This window comes from Falsiroseomonas sp. HW251, from assembly GCF_050563545.1.
Lineage (GTDB): Bacteria > Pseudomonadota > Alphaproteobacteria > Acetobacterales > Acetobacteraceae > Falsiroseomonas.
On record NZ_JBNXUM010000046.1, the window covers coordinates 1 to 16,850 of the forward strand.

The 16,850-nt window shown below is 68.3% G+C and carries 16 protein-coding genes and 1 pseudogene; 5 read left to right on the plus strand and 12 right to left on the minus strand.

The features are described 5' to 3' along the window. Positions 1-160 precede the first annotated feature (160 nt). The 3 genes and pseudogenes from ACLF3M_RS32665 (at position 161) to ACLF3M_RS32675 (ending at position 3,657) form a co-directional block, all read left to right on the plus strand. Complete coding sequence (locus ACLF3M_RS32665) at positions 161-583, plus strand: response regulator (protein ID WP_430661204.1); 423 nt, start codon at positions 161-163, stop codon at positions 581-583. Positions 584-861: 278 nt separating this feature from the next. Continuing rightward, positions 862-2,631 (plus strand): annotated as a pseudogene (gene recD2 / locus ACLF3M_RS32670) (SF1B family DNA helicase RecD2); the annotation flags it as partial. A gap of 129 nt (positions 2,632-2,760) precedes the next feature. Then, the gene (locus ACLF3M_RS32675; RefSeq protein ID WP_430661205.1) at positions 2,761-3,657 is read left to right on the plus strand and encodes a hypothetical protein; all 897 of its coding nucleotides are present in this window, start codon (positions 2,761-2,763) and stop codon (positions 3,655-3,657) included. Positions 3,658-3,993: 336 nt separating this feature from the next. On the opposite strand, the gene ACLF3M_RS32680 is transcribed toward ACLF3M_RS32675, so the two are convergent. After that, positions 3,994-4,197, minus strand: a complete 204-nt coding sequence (locus tag ACLF3M_RS32680; protein WP_430661206.1) for a cold-shock protein — start codon at positions 4,195-4,197, stop codon at positions 3,994-3,996. A 318-nt stretch (positions 4,198-4,515) separates the two neighbouring features. On the opposite strand from ACLF3M_RS32680, the gene ACLF3M_RS32685 reads away from it, so the two are divergent. Further along, positions 4,516-5,847: a replication protein RepA gene (locus tag ACLF3M_RS32685; RefSeq protein ID WP_430661207.1), complete on the plus strand. Its 1,332-nt coding sequence runs from the start codon at positions 4,516-4,518 to the stop codon at positions 5,845-5,847. Here ACLF3M_RS32685 and ACLF3M_RS32690 read toward each other — a convergent pair. The 4 genes from ACLF3M_RS32690 to ACLF3M_RS32705 form a co-directional block, all read right to left on the minus strand. Beyond that, the gene (locus ACLF3M_RS32690) at positions 5,804-6,148 is read right to left on the minus strand and encodes a hypothetical protein (protein WP_430661238.1); all 345 of its coding nucleotides are present in this window, start codon (positions 6,146-6,148) and stop codon (positions 5,804-5,806) included. The two genes, ACLF3M_RS32685 and ACLF3M_RS32690, sit on opposite strands and share 44 nt — an antisense overlap. A gap of 143 nt (positions 6,149-6,291) precedes the next feature. Next, positions 6,292-8,508 (minus strand): catalase/peroxidase HPI, encoded by a 2,217-nt coding sequence (katG, locus tag ACLF3M_RS32695; RefSeq protein ID WP_430661208.1) that lies wholly within the window; start codon positions 8,506-8,508, stop codon positions 6,292-6,294. Between the two features lie 221 nt (positions 8,509-8,729). Further along, the gene (locus ACLF3M_RS32700) at positions 8,730-9,476 is read right to left on the minus strand and encodes a glycerophosphodiester phosphodiesterase (RefSeq protein WP_430661209.1); all 747 of its coding nucleotides are present in this window, start codon (positions 9,474-9,476) and stop codon (positions 8,730-8,732) included. Between the two features lie 10 nt (positions 9,477-9,486). Beyond that, entirely contained in the window at positions 9,487-9,627 is a 141-nt protein-coding gene (locus ACLF3M_RS32705) for a hypothetical protein (protein WP_430661210.1), read from the minus strand. Positions 9,628-9,653: 26 nt separating this feature from the next. On the opposite strand from ACLF3M_RS32705, the gene ACLF3M_RS32710 reads away from it, so the two are divergent. Beyond that, positions 9,654-9,848 (plus strand): hypothetical protein, encoded by a 195-nt coding sequence (locus tag ACLF3M_RS32710; RefSeq protein WP_430661211.1) that lies wholly within the window; start codon positions 9,654-9,656, stop codon positions 9,846-9,848. A 1-nt stretch (position 9,849) separates the two neighbouring features. Here the strand turns inward: ACLF3M_RS32710 and ACLF3M_RS32715 are convergent, their stop codons facing one another. Genes ACLF3M_RS32715 through ACLF3M_RS32745 form a run of 7 tightly spaced genes read right to left on the minus strand, consistent with a single transcriptional unit; the run spans position 9,850 to position 16,847 of the window. After that, the gene (locus tag ACLF3M_RS32715) at positions 9,850-11,358 is read right to left on the minus strand and encodes an ABC transporter substrate-binding protein (protein ID WP_430661212.1); all 1,509 of its coding nucleotides are present in this window, start codon (positions 11,356-11,358) and stop codon (positions 9,850-9,852) included. A gap of 10 nt (positions 11,359-11,368) precedes the next feature. Next, on the minus strand, positions 11,369-12,199 hold the full coding sequence (locus ACLF3M_RS32720) for an alpha/beta fold hydrolase (RefSeq protein ID WP_430661213.1): 831 nt from the start codon (positions 12,197-12,199) through the stop codon (positions 11,369-11,371). After that, positions 12,199-13,173 (minus strand): uroporphyrinogen decarboxylase family protein, encoded by a 975-nt coding sequence (locus tag ACLF3M_RS32725; RefSeq protein ID WP_430661214.1) that lies wholly within the window; start codon positions 13,171-13,173, stop codon positions 12,199-12,201. The genes ACLF3M_RS32720 and ACLF3M_RS32725 overlap by 1 nt, the downstream gene beginning before the upstream one ends. Continuing rightward, entirely contained in the window at positions 13,170-14,078 is a 909-nt protein-coding gene (locus ACLF3M_RS32730; protein WP_430661215.1) for an ABC transporter ATP-binding protein, read from the minus strand. The genes ACLF3M_RS32725 and ACLF3M_RS32730 overlap by 4 nt, the downstream gene beginning before the upstream one ends. After that, a complete protein-coding gene (locus ACLF3M_RS32735) occupies positions 14,075-15,076 on the minus strand; it encodes an ABC transporter ATP-binding protein (RefSeq protein WP_430661216.1) in 1,002 nt (333 codons plus the stop codon). Before ACLF3M_RS32735 ends, ACLF3M_RS32730 begins: the two co-directional genes overlap by 4 nt. Next, the gene (locus ACLF3M_RS32740; protein WP_430661217.1) at positions 15,076-15,930 is read right to left on the minus strand and encodes an ABC transporter permease; all 855 of its coding nucleotides are present in this window, start codon (positions 15,928-15,930) and stop codon (positions 15,076-15,078) included. Before ACLF3M_RS32740 ends, ACLF3M_RS32735 begins: the two co-directional genes overlap by 1 nt. Beyond that, positions 15,927-16,847: an ABC transporter permease gene (locus ACLF3M_RS32745; protein WP_430661218.1), complete on the minus strand. Its 921-nt coding sequence runs from the start codon at positions 16,845-16,847 to the stop codon at positions 15,927-15,929. The genes ACLF3M_RS32740 and ACLF3M_RS32745 overlap by 4 nt, the downstream gene beginning before the upstream one ends. Positions 16,848-16,850 lie beyond the last annotated feature (3 nt).

The window sequence follows — 16,850 nt, forward strand, 5'->3', positions numbered from 1 at the left end:
CTCACAAACCAACTCCGCGCCGGAATCCCTCACCGATTCACAGTTCCGGCACGAGGCTCTAATCGCGGACTGGTGAGCGCGCACGCTCGGCGACCGGCGCACTGTCTACGTACCGCAGCAGAAGCTCGGGGGAGTTTCGGCGGGCAAGGAGGGATTAGACATGCGCGCCCTCGTGGTCGAGGACGACGAGTTCGTCCGGCGGAGTGTGTGCGACTTCCTGACCGAAGATGGTGTCGATTGCGAGGAGGCGGGGAGCGCAGCCGCCGCCATGGCGCTGCTCGCTCGGGATGACGGTTGGGAGCCAGATGTCCTCGTCACCGACTTCGATCTCGGCGCTGGGCCAACTGGCGAAGACCTCGCATACGAGTTGCTTCGACGATTGCCCGGCCTGGGCGTCGTCCACGCAACGGGGAGTCCGGAGTGTCTGGCCCTGCATGAGTTCACCAGTCGGGAGCGGCTCTTGCCAAAACCCTTCTCTGCCCGCGGTCTCTCGGCTGCCGTCCACGAAGTTGCTGCATTCGGCACAGTGATCGCGGCCCAGAGTCGAAAATCGCTAATCGCGGCGAGCGCGGTAGCCGCATAGGGGTCGAGGACGGCGCTCGCAAGAGCAGGCCGGGTCGTCGAAAGCTGAACGTCCCCTTCCCACCGACGATGATGTGGTCGTGCAGCACGATCGTCGAGCCGGTAGAACCAGTAGGCGATGGAGCCTTCCTGCTTCACCCCGTCGAAACGCGCGCCGCCACGGCGTGCCAGAAGACCGGATCTACGATCGCGCCTGAACACGCCGGGCGGGGAGAGCGCGTCGTCGCTCGCAGCCGCGGCCGGCAACACTCAGTGACAGGCCGGCTGATCGATCGGGCGATGAGGCAGCAGCCCGAGGCATCCTCCCAGGAAGTGCTGGCCGGCCTGGTCGAGCGCGTCACCTTCCACAACGAAGACAGCGGCTTCTGTGTGCTACGCGCCAAGGCACGCGGGCACCGCGACCTCGTCACCGTGGTGGGCCACGCCGCGACGATTTCCGCCGGAGAGTGGATCACCGCCACGGGGGAATGGGTCAACGACCGCACCCATGGCCAGCAGTTCCGCGCCAGGTTCCTGCGGACATCGGAGCCGACAACCGCGGACGGGATCCAGAAGTACCTCGCCTCGGGGATGATCCGCGGGATTGGTCCTGCCTATGCCGGCAAGCTGGTGGGCGCCTTCGGCGAGGCGGTGTTCGACGTCATCGAGACGAGCCCAGATCGCCTGCGCGAGGTGCCCGGCATCGGTCCCGTTCGCGCGGGCCGCATAGTCGCTGCCTGGGCCGAGCAGCAATCCGTACGGGAGATCATGGTGTTCCTGCACCAGCACGGTGTCGGCACCTCGCGCGCTGTGCGGATCTTCAAGACCTACGGCGCAAACGCCATCCAGGTCATGACCGACAACCCCTACCGCCTTGCACGAGATATTCGCGGCATCGGCTTCAAGACGGCCGACGCGATCGCGCAGCGGCTCGGCATCGAGAAGGACGCCATCATCCGCGTGCGTGCCGGCATCTCCTACGCGCTGTCCGAGGCCACCAGCGAGGGGCACTGCGGCTTGCCGAAAGCGGAGCTGGTGCCTCTGGCCGAGACGTTGCTGGAGGTGCCGGCCGAGCTGATCGGCACGGCGCTCGATTTCGAGCTGGCTGAGGGCGCGGTTGTCGCTGATCGGGTGGGCGAGATGGACTGCTTCTTCCTCGCCGGGCTGCACCGCGCGGAGCAGGCAATCGCCGAGCGGCTGCTGCGACTGCGGGAGGGACCGCCGCCCTGGGGGACGATCGATGCGGAGAAGGCAATCAACTGGGTATCGGCGCGCATCGGCCTGACGCTGGCGCCGAGCCAGGCAGAGGCGGTCCGGCTCTCGCTAGCTTCGAAGGTGACCGTGATCACCGGCGGCCCCGGGGTCGGCAAAACCACCATCGTCAACGCTATCCTGCGCGTGCTAGCGGCCAAGGGAGTGCAGATGCTGCTCGCAGCGCCCACCGGACGCGCCGCGAAGCGCATGACCGAAGCGACCGGGCTGGAGGCGAAGACACTACATCGGCTGCTGGAGGCCGATCCTGCCGCGGGCGGCTTCAAGCGGGACGCTGATAACCCGCTCGACTGCGACCTGGTCGTGGTGGACGAGACCTCGATGGTCGACGTGCCGCTGGCCAATGCGCTGCTGAAGGCCATCCCTGACAGCGCGGCGCTGCTCGTAGTGGGCGACGTCGACCAACTACCCTCCGTGGGGCCCGGGCAGGTGCTGGCGGACCTCATCGACTCCGGCGCGCTGCCGGAAGTGCGGCTGACCGAAGTGTTCCGTCAAGCGGCCGAGAGCCGGATCGTGGTCAGCGCCCACAGGATCAACAGCGGCCAGATGCCCGACCTGGAGCGCGCGGCGCCGGAGAGCGACTTCCACTTCGTGCCAGCCGACGATCCCGAGACAGCGGTCGAGCGCATTCTCGAGCTGGTGCGAACGCGCATCCCTCGCCGGTATGGGCTCGACCCGATCCGCGACGTCCAGGTGCTGTGCCCGATGCAGCGCGGCGGTGTTGGCGCGCGCGCCCTGAACATCGAGCTGCAGGCTGCCGTGAACCCCGCCGGCGAGCAGAAGGTTGCGGCCGCAGGCTGCCTTCTGCCGTGTTCCGACCCTCTGTTTACCCGCTACATCCGTTAGGTGCGCCCTGCCGCGTGGCGGCGAGAATAGGGAGGCGAGGGGAGAGGGGGTATGCGGGATAGCGGTGATATTCGGGAGGGCGTGCGATGGTTCAGCCATGCCGAGGGCGCACAAGAGCTCGGCATCAAGGTCAAGAGCTTCCGCCGCCTTGCCGCACGCCAGGGCTGGGAGCGAATGCGCGGTAATGACGGGGGTGACCGCGTCGCAGTGCCCGTCGAGGTGATCGATCGCTACAAGCTGCGGCGTGCTCCGGTACAGCACGCCGCCTCGCGGCTCGGGCGCGACGGCGCACTCACCGTGGCCGAGACGATTGCCTGCCTTCTGGCGAGCCGCCGCGCGGCGGAGACGCGAGCGCGTGGCCTCGAAGCCGAGCTGGCCCAGCAGCGGGAGCGCGCGAATAAGGCTGAGGCTGCGGCGGCGGAGCTGCGGCGGATGCTGACACTCGCGGAAGGCGTCCTGCGGAGTGCGTCCGGTGCGCGTGGTGAAGCCGAAACAGCCGCCGCACAAGCACGCGACGCAGCTAACGAGGCCTCCGCGAGAGCCGAGCGTTTGACGCGCGAGCTGGGCGCCGCGATCGCGGAAGGCGTTAGAATGCGAGAAGCACTATCAGCGCGGCAAGTGGAGCGAGAAAGGTTGCAAGCCGATCTCGATGGCGCCGGCGCCGCTGCAGAAGAAGCCGCGGCCGCTCTGCGTGTCGCACAGCAGACGGCCGAGCAAGCGGAGCTCACGCGCCGCGACGCCGACGCGCGTGCCCTTGCGGAGGAGGCTCGCGCCCTCGAGGAGGGTAGGCGCGCTGCCGAAGCTGTGCAGCGCGCCGCCGACGCCGAACGCCGCGCCGTCATCGCGGAGACGCGCCAGCAGGCCCTTCGTGCAGAGGCTGAGCGCCGGGCCGACGAGGGCCGACGCCAAGCCGCCGCTGAGGCCGCCGCGAAGGTCCAGGCCTCGCGGCCCTGGTGGCGAAAGCTGTTCAGGCGTTAACCCACCGTGCTGTGGTTCAGGCAGCCTGCTGCGCGAGCCATTCCGCCGGGAACGGCTCTAGCAGCCGTGGCAGGCTCATCCCTCCGGCTGCCGCTCACCCAGGATTGCATCGATGATGTCGGGTGTCAGCAGCATCAGCCGCAGCTTGCGCGTGGATCCGATGCGAACGTAGCAATCGAAGCATCGCAAGTGCCACGTGGCATCGCCAGGGCCACATAACCCCTGACCGATACCACCCGGCGCAATGCCACGATCCCCAGTATTCCCAGCGCGAGAGAGCCGACGACGCGGCACGTTGAAGCGCATCCTGGCAGCGGCGCCGGTCGCCGGGCCCGCTTAGCCGAGTTTCAAATTGCTTGCGGCTTCCTTCCCTCGCTCCCGGACAACCTCGAAGGTGACCTTCTGGCCGTCCTTGAGCCCGTCCAATCCGGCGGTCTGCACCGCTGTGATATGCACGAACACGTCTTTTCCGCCGTCATCGGGTTGGATGAAGCCGAAGCCCTTTGTCGCGTTGAACCACTTTACCGTACCTGAGGCCACGTGATCGTCTCCTTTCCCATCCGACGAAAGCGCCTTGCGTCGTCTCGGGCAAGTAGTGGCACGCAGCTACGCGAACCGCCACCGTCGAGCGGCGTATCTTGCCGCTTCTTCCGGCAATTGCCGGTGGTTGGCTCCGTCACGCCTTGACAAGGGCCAGCGCCAGGCGTCAACCGCAGCACACAGCTAGCGCAGCGCTGGCCTTTTCTCGTCTGGCACCGGGGCCTATGTGCGGGAGCCCAAGAGCGGGTGCCGCCCGGTCGCCACTGTGCGCCCTGGACCGCGCGCCTTCCTCTTCTCTTCAGGTGAGTCTCTGCAAGAATGAGCTTGGATCGCCCTCCGCGCGCACGGACGCCGGATACCGCCGTCACGCAGCCGGCCGACGCATTCATCTGGCTGCACGCGGCTTTCTGCAGCATGGCATTGCCGATGCAAGCCACGCGCGGAGCGTGGCAGCGTGACATCGACGCTGGATCCGTTCGCGTTGAACCCAGTGCGAGCGACGACATGGTGCCAAGCGGACCCATCTTTCGTCTGAGCATGATGCACATCTGTGATGCAGCCTTCCGCTCGAACAGTCTCGTCGTCGAGCTGGGCACGGATAAAACGCTGCTTGCCGCCGCGTTAGGCATTGATCCGAAGACAAGCGATTTGGCTGATCAGTGGCAGCGTCTCCAGGCGGCGCGGATCCTGTTGTCGGACGGCGGCAGCGCTGAAGTCAGCGTGTTCGACGCACGGAGCCGACGCCGTGTCGGCGACCTCGGGTGGCGCTCAGCTGTCCGGCTAAGCACCAAATTCCTTTCCAGCCTGGTTGACCACGCGGTGCCTCTCGACCGACGTGTCGTGCGCGAACTGTCTGCCTCGCCGGCCGCGCTGGACGCGTATGCATGGATCAGGATGTCGCTCCGGCACGCGCCAGCGGACCAGATTGTGACTACGACATGGAACGACCTTTTGAAGCGGTTCGGCACTGCTTCACAGGATGTCGCCGGATTCAGATTGACCTTCAACGCTGCACTCCGCCTCGTCTTCGAAGCTGACGACTCGGTCGACCTGGCTGTCGATGATGAAGGCGTTAGCGTTCGCCGCGCGAAGCCGGCAGAGAACGAGAGCGCTGCAGAAGCCACGACGCCGATGCAGCCGCGCACCGACACTATCGAGGTCGATGGCGAGAAACAGAACGAGCGGCTAGCATTCCTACCAGCCACGGCGCCAGTCGCCCCGGCTCCCGAGGGCGCCAAGCCTCCCGTGCTCCGCCGGCAGCATTTAGCTTCTCAGAAGATGCCGCGAGGCGACCAAGGAGTCGCCTCCACTGCTGCGGACGATCGGATCATGCGCGACAGCATCAGTCTAACGGGCCATCTGACCGGCTTGGCGCAGGTGATATGGCTCCGGCGTGGACACGGCGAAGAGAACGTGTTGGTCGGGGTCACTCCCACTCCGCGCTTCGAGGCCGAAAGGCTGACGGTCTTGGCAGTGGAGCCAATGGTCATCCAAGTGAGTGGAGGCCTGAATGAGAAGGACTTCGAGCGCGTCTCGGCATGGGTGATGAGCAACCGTGACGTCATCGACGAGTTTTGGGAAGGCCGGATTACCTCGTTCTCGGAGCTTAATCGGCGCGTGCGGAAGGCGCCGGCGCCAGGCTGGCGGTGAGCGAGCCGGAGGTGTGGAGACACTGGCCGCTCCATTCCACTGGAAACGGCTTCATCACCGCCGGCAGCGTCACGCCCTCCAGCTGCCGCCCATCGAGGATGCACTGGACGATCTTCTGCGCCAGCAGCGTCAGCCGCAGCAGCGACCCGAGACATCCGCGCTCGATCTTCTCGGCCGCAGCCGTCTCGCTGATCGAGGCATCGCGCTCTTCGTCCAACAGCCGCTGATACCGGAACGCCCGCGCAAGCACCTTCGCCAGCGCTGGATCAGCCCGCGTCAGAAAGGCGCCGACGCGGACCATCCGCACCCCGCAGGCACGTCCCGAAGGCAGGTGATCATCGCCGCACTGGCGGAACGATCTCCGCGCCCCTGGTCAGGCCGCCCGCTGCGGCGCCGAAGCGCCGCGGCGGAGAATGGTTCACCCCGTGGTAAGCCGCCGGGAGGTCAGTGCCGGACGAGGTCGAAGCGGTCGGCGTTCATCACCTTTGTCCAGGCCGCGACGAAGTCCTCCACGAACTTCCGGCCCGCATCGGCCGCGGCATAGACCTCGGAGAGCGCCCGGAGCTGCGAGTTGGAGCCGAACACCAGGTCGGTCCGCGTCGCCCGCCACTTCTCCTGGTGCGTCCGGCGGCAGCTGCCGACGAACACCTCGTCCGCGTCGCCATCCACCATCTTCCACGCCGTACCCATGTCGAGCAGGTTGACGAAGAAGTCGTTGGTGAGCTGGCCCGGGCGCTCCGTCAGCACGCCCTCCTTCTGCCCGCGATGGTTGGCGCCCAGCACGCGCAGCCCGCCGAGGAGGACGGTCATCTCCGGCGCGCTCAGCCCGAGCAACTGGGCGCGGTCGAGCAGCAGCTCCTCGGTCGGCACGTTGAACGGCACCTGCAGGTAGTTGCGGAAGCCGTCGGCCCGCGGCTCGAGCGGCTCGAAGCCCTCCGCATCGGTCTGCTCGGCCGAGGCGTCGGTGCGGCCCGGCGCGAAGGGCACTGCGACCTCGTGGCCGGCCTCTTTCGCCGCCTGCTCGACCGCGGCGGTGCCGCCGAGCACGACCAGGTCGGCAATCGAGACCTTCTTCCCGCCCTGGGCCTTGCCGTCAAACTCGGCCTTGATGCCGTCGTACACCGTCAGGACCTTGGAGAGCCGCTCGGGCTCGTTCACGTCCCAGTCCTTCTGCGGCGCGAGCCGGATGCGGCCGCCATTGGCGCCGCCGCGGTGGTCCGAGCCGCGATAGGTCGAGGCCGAGGCCCAGGCGGTCGCCACCAGCTCGGCTGTGGTGAGGCCGGAGGCGAGGATCTTCTGCTTGAGCTCCGCCACGTCGCCGGCGTCGGTCGGCGCGTAGTCCGCCTTCGGGATCGGATCCTGCCAGAGCAGGTCCTCCGCCGGGACCTCCGGGCCGAGGTAGCGGACCTTCGGCCCCATGTCGCGATGGCACAGCTTGAACCAGGCGCGGGCGAAGGCGTCGCCGAACTGGTCGGGGTTCGCACGAAATCGCTCGGAGATTGCGCGGTACTTCGGATCGACCTTCATCGCCATGTCGGCCGTCGTCATCATCGTCGGCACGCGGCGCTCGGGGCTGTGCGCCCCGGACGCCATGTCCTCCGGCTTCTGGCCGACGGGCTGCCACTGCTTGGCGCCGGCGGGGCTCTCCACCAGCTCGTACTCGTAGTCGAGCAGCATGTGGAAGTAGCTGCCGTCCCACTTCGTGGGGGTGGGTGTCCAGGGGCCCTCGAGGCCGCTGGTGATGGTGTGGTCGCCGATGCCGGTCTCGTGGCCGCTCTGCCAGCCGAGGCCCTGCTGCGCGATGTCGGTGCCCTCCGGCGCTGCGCCCACCTTCTTGGCATCGCCCGCGCCGTGGCACTTGCCGAAGGTGTGGCCGCCCGCGGTCAGCGCGACGGTCTCCTCGTCGTTCATGCCCATACGGTGGAAGGTCTCGCGGATGTCGCGGCCCGACTGGGCCGGGTCGGGCACGCCGCCGGGACCCTCCGGGTTCACGTAGATCAGGCCCATCTGCACCGCCGCGAGCGGGCTCTCAAGCACCTTCTCTTCGCTGATGCGGGTGTCGCCGAGCCATTCCTCCTCGGTGCCCCAGTAGATGTCCTTCTCGGGCTCGTAGACATCCTCGCGGCCCCCGCCGAAGCCGAAGACCGGGCCGCCCATCGACTCTATGGCGACGTTGCCGGCCAGGATCATCAGGTCGGCCCAGGAGAGCTTGCGGCCATACTTCTGCTTGACCGGCCAGAGCAGGCGGCGCGCCTTGTCGAGATTGGCGTTATCCGGCCAGCTGTTGAGCGGCGCGAAACGCTGCGAGCCGGAGGAGGCGCCGCCGCGCCCGTCGCCGGTGCGGTAGGTGCCGGCGCTGTGCCAGGCCATGCGGATGAGGAAGGGGCCGTAATGCCCGTAATCGGCCGGCCACCACGGCTGGCTGTCGGTCATCAGCGCGCGCAGGTCGCGCTTCACCGCCGCAAAGTCGAGGGAGAGGAACTCCTTCCGGTAGTCGAAATCGTCCCCCATCGGGTTCCCGGTGAGACCCTTCTGGTGGAGCATGTCCAGCGAGAGCTGGTTCGGCCACCAGTCGCGGTTGGTGCGGCCGAGGAGGGAGCGGAGCGCCTCCGGCTTCTTCATGGGGCAGTTCAGCGGGCCGCTCGGTTGGTTCGCGTCCATGGTGATGGCTCTCCCTTGTTTCCAGAAAGCCTATGCCCCGTATACGAGCCATGAAACCCCATTTCTCTGATCGAAACCATTGAACGAATCGATTGTTGACGCCCGTGAGAAACGCAGACCCTGGATCGGTTGCAGGCTTTTGCCTCCTTGGCCGGTGAAGGCGGACTCAGGGTGCCGGTCCAGCGGTCGTGTCTGGCGACGAAGCGCACTCGCTGATGCGCCTACGCGCCGCGAAGGCGTATCGCCGCGACCGGGTCGTCGCTGGTGAAGACATCCACACCGAGGTCCAGCACGCGTCGGATGTCTGCCTCATTCTTCAATCCCCACGCCCCGGGCGAGAGGCCGGAAGCGCGCGCAGCGGCCAGCGTCTCAGGATCGACGATGGTGTGGTGCAGGCCGATGCCCGCAGCGCCGCAGGAAATTGCGGTGGCAAAGGCCATGTCACGCCCGATGTCCAGCCACACATTCGGAGCGCAGAGCCAGATGAGCGGCCCCTTGAAGCGCCCCAGGTCGCGCATCTCGGCAACCATCGGCGCTTGAAACGAGGTGATGGCGGCTGTGTGCTCCACCATGCGCTCGGCCTCCAACACGTCCAGCACGCGGGGCCCAATGCCGGGATAATGCCGGCGGTCGGCATCGGCCTTGATCTCAAGCCGTAGCTTCACCGGCGTGCCGCGGAACACGGCACAGAGCTCAGCCAGCGTCGGCACGCATTCGCCGTGAGCGCCCCGTAGGCGGATACGCCGGAGTTCTGCGAGCGTGCGCTGACGCACCGGGCCGTGCGCGTCGGTGGTGCGGTCGAGCAGCGGGTCATGGATCACCACGCACTGGTCGTCGGCAGAGAGCTGTACATCGAACTCTACCTGCTCAAGCGGCAGCTTCGCCGTCTCCCGGAAGGCCATTAGGCTGTTCTCGGGCCAGAGATACGAGCCGCCGCGGTGGGAGGCGATGATCGTGCGGTGAGCCATGCCGATGTTCCTAGCGGAGCGTGGGATCCAGCCGGTCGCGCAGCCAGTCGCCGAGGACCGAGACCGAGAGCGTCGTCAGCACGATGGTCGCAGACGGCGCGAGCAGCACCCAAGGCACGCGCGCCAGGTATTCGCGGCCATAGCCGACCATGGAGCCGAGCGAAGTGGCCGGCGCGGATGCCCGAACCGGTCGTCGCCCGCCTGTACGAATCCGTCTGCGCCGCGCTGTCCAACGCGACGCTGAAGGAGACGCTGACCTCCCAGGGCGTCGTGATTGACGTCGCCGGTCCCGCCGATCTCGGCCCCTTCGTGGAGGCCGAGCTGGTCAAGTGGGGCGAGGCCGTGCGCGTCTCCGGCGCGAAGGCGGACTGACTTAGCGCGGCACGAAGTCCACTGCGCGCACCCAGTCGTCGCCGCGCGCCAGCCAGCGCACGCGGTTGGTCGTGCCGTAGGTCACGGGCTGGGTGTAGAGGAACAGCACCGGCGCCTGTTCGCACATGCGCTCCGTTGCCTGGCGGTACAGCGCCTGGCGGCGGTTGGCGTCCGTGGTCTGCCGCGCCTCGCGCAGGAAGCCCGAGAAGACCTGGTCGTCCCAATAGGCATACTGGTTTCCGGCCTCGAACAGCGCCAGGATGCCGTCCGCGTCCAGCGTCGGCCAGGCCTGCGCCAGATACGCCATCTGACCCATGTTGGCGGCGCGGAGGTATTTATTCATCCAGGCCCCGAACTCCATCTCCACGATGCGCGTGCGCACGCCGACTTCCTCGAGCTGCGCGGCGACGGCCTGGGCAATGTCCTGCGCGAGGAGATAGGGGCCGACCGGCACCTCGAACTCGATCGTCAGCTGGCCCGGGCGGATCCCGGCTTCCTGCAGCAGTCGCCGCGCGCGCGCGGGATCGTAGGGCGGTGCGCGCAGGTCCGGGTTGTAGCCGAAATAGGCCGGCGTCATGACCTGGCAGTTCGAGATGCTGCCGATCCCACCCCAGATCGCGTCTCGGATCGCCTCCCGGTCCACGGCAAAGTTCAGCGCCTGGCGGAGCCGGACATTGTCGCGGAAGGGCGGTGTCAGGAGGTTGTACTTCACGAAAACCGAGCGGATGGAGTCCGTCGCCGTGGCCTGTGCGCGGCCCGATCGGTTGATGCGCTCGAACTCCGACGGCGGAAGGCCGGAGACGTAGTCCACCTCGCCCGCCAGCAGCGCCGCGATGCGCGCGCCGGCTTCGGGGATGACGCGAAAGGTCACGGTCTCAAAGGCCGGACGCTCGCCGGTCCAGCCTTGGCGCGCGGTCATCACCACCCGATCGCCCGGCGTGAACTGGCGCAGCTCATAGGGGCCGGCGCCGACCGCAGCATTGGCGGGGTTGTTCGCGGCCGTCCAGCGCGGCGGCAGGAGGAAGAAGGTCGAGAGCTGCGCCGGCAACGCGGGATAGGGCGAGCTGGTGCGGACCTCGAGCTCGGTCGGGGAGTTCGCCACGACCTCCTTCACCTGCGCGAACCAGGGCCGCACGCGTGCATTGTTCGCGGGGTTCATGACGCGGTCGAAGTTCCACTTCACGGCCTCGGCATCCAGCGCCTCGCCGTTCGAGAAGGTCACGCCCGGACGCAGCGTGAAGCGCCAGGTGTTGTCGTCCACCGCCGTCCAGGCGGTCGCGAGTTGCGGCTGCAATTGCATATCCGGCCCGCGCACCAGCAGCGCCATGTGCAGATGGCTGATGACCGAGAGATCGGTCTGGATCGTCGCGGTGTTGTGGGGATCGAGCGTGTTGACGCCGGTCCCGACCGCGATGGTCAGCGCGCGTTGCTGCGCCTGCGCCGTGGTCGCGATGCCGGCGGCGCAGAGCAGCGCCAGCGCCGCGCGCCGGGTGAAGCGGGTGATGCTCATCCTTCCCTCCTCAGGCTCCGTTGGCAGCGAGGAACGTACGCACGCGGGCCAGCACCGCGTCGCGCGCCTCGACATGCACGGCATGGTTGGCGTTCTCAACCATGAAGAGCTCGGCCTTCGGCACGGCCTCGGCGATCAGCCTGGACTGGGATGGCGGGCAGATCCAGTCCGCCGCGCCGCAGACGACCAGCGTCGGGACGGCAATGTCCTTGAGGAACGGGCGGAGGTCGTAGTCCTTCTCCCTAAAGAGCTCGTTGTGGGTCAGCGCGTGGAACCGCATGGTCCTTGTGCGCTCCAGCGAGGCGTCGGGATCGAACTTCTCGAAATACAGCGGCTGCAGCGCCGCCCAGATCAGCATGAGCTCCGTGTCGTCCACAACGCGGTCGCTGAACATCTTGTGGACCATCTCGACCGAGGCACTGGTCGCCTTGTGCAGCCGGGCCTTAATGTTCTCGATCGCCTCGGCCTCGTGGTGATGCGACGGCGCGGTGCCGCGCAGGATCAGGTGCGACGCGCTGCCGTGATGGCGGATCGCATGGGTCAGCGCGATCATGCCGCCGAAGGACCCGCCGAGCACGACACACGGCTTGCCGACGAGCGTCGCGCGCAACTCCTCGAGGTCGTCGGCCAGGCGGTCGAAGGTGAAGGGCGACGTTTCCGAGGACTCGCCGCAGCCCCGCTGGTCGTAGGCGACCAGGCGGTACTCGTCCGACAGAGGGCGATAGGCCTCGAGCTCACCGGCGTGGTCGCCGATGCCGCGCCCGCCATGCACCAGGATGATGGTGCCGCGCTTCGCGGTACCAATGTCGACGACGTGCAGGTCGGCGCCGGCGATCCTCATCACGCTTCCCCCCGGATGCGCGCGGCGATGCGCTTGAGCAGGTCGAGATTCACGGGATGGCGGATCACGCAGCCCGGCGAGAGCAGGATGCCGCGCCCGCCATCGGCGGACAGGGCCGCGACGATATCGGCCTCGACGGCCGCCATGTCACGCTGCGTGATCGGGGTGCGGCGCAGCCCGCCGAGGACGGGCTTGCGCCCACCGGATTCGCGATACTGCGCGATGGTCGGCGGCGTCTCCCCGACATGCCAGTTCAGGACGTGCACGGGATAGGTCGCGATCAGGTCGAAGGCGATGTCGTCGCCATGCATGTGGACGGCATTGAACCAACCCGCCCGCGCGCCTTCCAACGCGGCGAGGTCGTAGGCAAGGCCCATGTCGCGCCACGCGGCCTCGCCCAGCGTCGCGGTGGCGTCCTGCACGGCGAAGAAGACACCGGCGCAGCCGATCTCGATCGCCTTGCGGGAGAAGGCGGCGGTGGTCGCGGAGATTTCGTCCAGCGCGGCGCGCACCAGCGCGGGATGGCTCCTCGCGTGCTGCGCAAAGAGGCCACCGCTCACCTTCTTCGCGATTGTGACGGAGGAAAAGACGGTCGCCAGCACAGGCACGCTGGGCCCCAGCGCCTCGACCAGCAGCTTGAGGTGGCGCAGTTCGCGCCCCAGCGTGCCGGAAGTGGGATCGAATCGCCTGATCTTCGCCCAGTCCTCGTGCGCCTCGATAGGGCTCGCCGTCACCTTCGCGACGCCGCCGGCCGCGATCTCGGAGAAGTCGGTCCGCACGCCCCAATCCTCGACGACGTAGAGGCCATTGGGCATGGACTTCACGAAATCCTGGCGCGTCGCGCGCGCGAAGGCGACGGTCTCGCGCGCGATCGCCTCCGGGTCGAGATCCGTCTCGGGGTAGTGGGTCCAGAAGGCATAGGGCGGGCGCGGCGTCGCCTCGACAGCCAGGGCCGCGCGGACCAGGTCGCTCATGTCGAGGCTCCTTGAAGCACCAGGTGGCCGCCGCCGACTTCGCGCAACGCGGCGTCGGGCGGGAAGGCGTAGCCGCCGGCGTCGAAGACGATGCGCCTGCGGCCGCGCTCGCGCAGGGGATCCGGAATCGGCACGGCGGAGAGCAGCGCGCGGGTGTAGGGATGGCGCGCGTCGTTGAAAACGGCCTCGGTCGGGCCGGCTTCCACGATACGGCCCTTCAGCATCACGGCGACGCGGTTGCAGAGGTAGCGCACCATCGAAAGGTCATGCGCGATGAACAGCAGCGCGAGCCCCATGCGTTCCTGCAAGTCCTGGAACAGGTTCACGATCTGCGCCTGGATCGAGACGTCGAGCGCCGTGATCGGCTCATCCGCCACCAGGAATTCCGGCTGCAGCGCGATGGCGCGCGCGATGCCGATACGCTGGCGCTGGCCGCCGCTGAATTCGTGCGGGAAGCGGCGCATGAAGGCGGGATCGAGGCCGACGGTTCGGAACAGCCCGGCCACTTCCTCCCGCCGCTGCGCCGCCCCGCCGCCCAGGCCATGGACGACCAGCGGTTCCTCCACGAAGTCGCCGACGCGCATGCGCGGATTCAGCGCGGCGTAGGGATCCTGGAAGACGATCTGCATGCGCCGGCGGAACGGCTTGCGGGCCGCGGGCGACAGCGCCGTCAGGTCGGTGCCGGCGAAGACGACGCGGCCGGCATCGGGCTCCTCGAGGCCCATGACCAGGCGGCCGGTGGTGGACTTGCCGCTGCCGCTCTCTCCGACGAGGCCAAGCGTCTCCCCCGGCATGACCTGGAAGGAGACGCCATCCACGGCGCGTGTGACGAAGCCCCGGCCCATCCAGCCGCGGCTGCGATAGGTGCGGCACAAGTCCTGCACAACGAGCAGCGGCGCCGTCATCGCGCAGCCTCCAGCAGCGCCGGCAGGTTGTACCAGGCCGCGACCTCGTGACCGGGCGCTGAGCCCTCGACCGCGCGCAGGGGCGGGGCTTCTATGAAGCAGCGCTCGGTCGCGAAGCGGTTGCGCGGCGCGAAGGGATCGCCCGGGGGCAGGGCGAACATGTCGGGCGGTTGCCCTGGTATCTGCAGCAGGCGCCCACCGGGCGGGCGCTCGCCATGCGGCAGCGATTGCAGCAGACCCCAGGTATAGGCGCTGCGCGGGTTGGCGAAGACAGCCTCGACCGGGCCCCGTTCCATGATGCGACCGGCATACATGACTTGCACCGTGTCGGCGATGCCGGCGACGACGCCCATGTCATGGGTGATCCAGACCATGGTCATGCCGAGCCGCTCGCGCAGGCCGGCCAGCAGTTCGAGGATCTGACCCTGCACCGTGACGTCCAGCGCGGTCGTCGGCTCGTCCGCGATCAGCAGGGCGGGCTCGCAGGCGATGGCGATTGCAATCATCACGCGCTGGCGCATGCCGCCGGAGAATTCATGCGGGAACTGCGACAGCCGGCGCGACGCGTCACGGATGCCGACAAGCGCGAGCAGGTCCGCCGCGCGGTCCAGCGCCTGGCGCATGGTCATGCCGCGATGTCGGATCAGCGGCTCCGCGATCTGGCGGCCGATGGTCAGCACGGGGTTCAGTGCCGTCATGGGATCCTGGAAGATCACGCCGATGCGGCCGCCGCGCAGGTCGCGCAGGCGCGCTTCCGGCAGGGCGAGCAGATCCTCGCCGTCGAAGACCGCGCTACCGCCCAGCACCTTTCCCGGCGGCTGCGGCAGCAGCCCGAGCAGCGCCAGCGCATGCACGGACTTGCCGCTGCCGCTCTCGCCGACGATGCCGAGCGTCTCGCCGCGCTGCACGCTGTAGGACAGGCCCGGGATCACGCGCGCGAAGCGGCCTTCCCGGCTGAAGCCGACGGACAGGTCGCGGATCTCGAGCAGCGCCGACATCAGACCTTCAGCCGCGGATCGAGATAGTCGCGCAGCCAGTCGCCGAGCAGGTTGACCGACAGCACCGTCAGCATCAGGGCGAGCCCCGGGAAGGTGATGATCCACCAGGCCGAGGAGATGTAGGTCCGGCCCTCCGCCAGCATCCGCCCCCAGCTCGGGTTCGGCGGCTGCACGCCGAGTCCGAGGAAGGACAGGCCGGCCTCCAGCACGATGACGCGTGCGAGCTCCAGCGTTGCGACGACGATGGCCGGCGTCAGCACGTTCGGCAGGATGTGGCGCAGGATGATGCGCCGGGCAGACGCGCCGATGGCGCGCGCGGACTGCACGAACTCGCGTTCCCGCACGGCCAGCACCTGGCCGCGCACGATGCGGGCGTAGCGGACCCAGGACACCAGGGCGAGAACCATGACCAGGTTCTGCAGGCTGGGCCCCATCGCGGCGATGACCATCAGCGCCAGCAGCATCAGCGGGACGGCGAGCTGGATGTCGGCAAGGCGCATCAGCACGCGATCCGTCCAGCCGCCGAAGTAGCCTGCGATCAGCCCGAGCAGGGTGCCCACGATCCCGCCAAGGACCACCGCCGCGCCGGCGACGGCCAGCGTCACCCGGCTGCCCGCCACGATGCGCGAGAGGATGTCGCGCCCCAGCTGGTCCGTCCCCAGCGGAAAGGCGCCGAGACCCGCCCAGGAGATCGTCGGCGCCACCATGCGTGCGCGAAGGTTGGTCCGCGTGGGATCGGGCAGGTCCAGCAGCGGCCCGATCGCCGCCAGCGCGAGCAGCATCGTGATCAGCAGCAGCCCCGCCAGCCCCAGCCAGCCCGATCCTCGGGTCAAGGCGCGCAGGAACTCCTTCATCCGTGCCGCCGTATGCGGGGGTCGAGCACGCCATAGAGCAGGTCCACGACGAAGTTGATCAGGACGAAGGTCGTCGCGATCACCATCACGCCGGCCTGCACGACCGGGAAGTCCTTCTGCTCCATCGCCTGCACGATCAGCCGCCCGACGCCGGGCCAGGAGAAGACAGTCTCCGTCACGACGGAGCCGCCGAGCAGCTCGCCTGCCAGGATGCCTGTCATCGTGACAACGGGGATCAGCGAGTTGCGCGCGATGTGCCAGAGGAAGACGGTGCCCGGCATCAGCCCCTTCGCGCGGGCCGTGCGCACATGGTCATCGCGCATCACGTCCAGCATCCCGGAGCGCAGCAGTCGCGCGATGGACGCGGTCGTGAAGGTGCCGAGCGTCAGCGCCGGCAGGATCAGGCTGACCGGCCCGTCATAGCCGCCTGTCGGCAGCAGGCCGAGCTCCACGGCAAAGAGCAGGATCAGCAGCAGCCCCAGCCAGAAGACAGGCGTCGCCTGGCCCAACAGCGCCAGGACCATCACGACACCCTCGACCACCGTGCCGCGGTAGAGCGCCGCGAGCGATCCCGCGACCGCGCCGACGACCAGGCCGATCGCCAGCGCGCTGAAGGCCAGCGCCATCGTCGCCGGCATGCGTTCCAGCACCACCGTCAGCGCCGGCCGCATGAACTGGAAGGACTGCCCGAAATCGCCGCGCAGCACGCCGCCGAGAAAGTCCAGGTACTGCACCCAGATCGGCTGATCGAGGCCGAGTGCCGCGCGCAGCTCCTGCAGTTGCGCCTCGGTTGCGCCCACCGGCAGCAGCAGCACCGTGGGATCGCCGAGCAGGCGCGAGACCACGAAGACGATCGTCACCACGCCCAGGATGGCGACCAGCCCGTCCACCAGCCGCCCGATCAGGAAGCGGGCCACGCC

Excerpts from the sequence above, each read along its gene's own strand:
- ACLF3M_RS32665 (WP_430661204.1), top strand. The coding sequence starts at position 161 with ATGCGCGCCCTCGTGGTCGAGGACGACGAGTTCGTCCGGCGGAGTGTG.
- ACLF3M_RS32685 (WP_430661207.1), top strand. The coding sequence starts at position 4,516 with ATGAGCTTGGATCGCCCTCCGCGCGCACGGACGCCGGATACCGCCGTC.
- ACLF3M_RS32690 (WP_430661238.1), bottom strand. The coding sequence starts at position 6,148 with ATGGTCCGCGTCGGCGCCTTTCTGACGCGGGCTGATCCAGCGCTGGCG.
- katG (WP_430661208.1), bottom strand. The coding sequence starts at position 8,508 with ATGGACGCGAACCAACCGAGCGGCCCGCTGAACTGCCCCATGAAGAAG.
- ACLF3M_RS32700 (WP_430661209.1), bottom strand. The coding sequence starts at position 9,476 with ATGGCTCACCGCACGATCATCGCCTCCCACCGCGGCGGCTCGTATCTC.
- ACLF3M_RS32705 (WP_430661210.1), bottom strand. The coding sequence starts at position 9,627 with ATGGTCGGCTATGGCCGCGAATACCTGGCGCGCGTGCCTTGGGTGCTG.
- ACLF3M_RS32710 (WP_430661211.1), top strand. The coding sequence starts at position 9,654 with ATGCCCGAACCGGTCGTCGCCCGCCTGTACGAATCCGTCTGCGCCGCG.
- ACLF3M_RS32715 (WP_430661212.1), bottom strand. The coding sequence starts at position 11,358 with ATGAGCATCACCCGCTTCACCCGGCGCGCGGCGCTGGCGCTGCTCTGC.
- ACLF3M_RS32720 (WP_430661213.1), bottom strand. The coding sequence starts at position 12,199 with ATGAGGATCGCCGGCGCCGACCTGCACGTCGTCGACATTGGTACCGCG.
- ACLF3M_RS32725 (WP_430661214.1), bottom strand. The coding sequence starts at position 13,173 with ATGAGCGACCTGGTCCGCGCGGCCCTGGCTGTCGAGGCGACGCCGCGC.
- ACLF3M_RS32730 (WP_430661215.1), bottom strand. The coding sequence starts at position 14,078 with ATGACGGCGCCGCTGCTCGTTGTGCAGGACTTGTGCCGCACCTATCGC.
- ACLF3M_RS32735 (WP_430661216.1), bottom strand. The coding sequence starts at position 15,076 with ATGTCGGCGCTGCTCGAGATCCGCGACCTGTCCGTCGGCTTCAGCCGG.
- ACLF3M_RS32740 (WP_430661217.1), bottom strand. The coding sequence starts at position 15,930 with ATGAAGGAGTTCCTGCGCGCCTTGACCCGAGGATCGGGCTGGCTGGGG.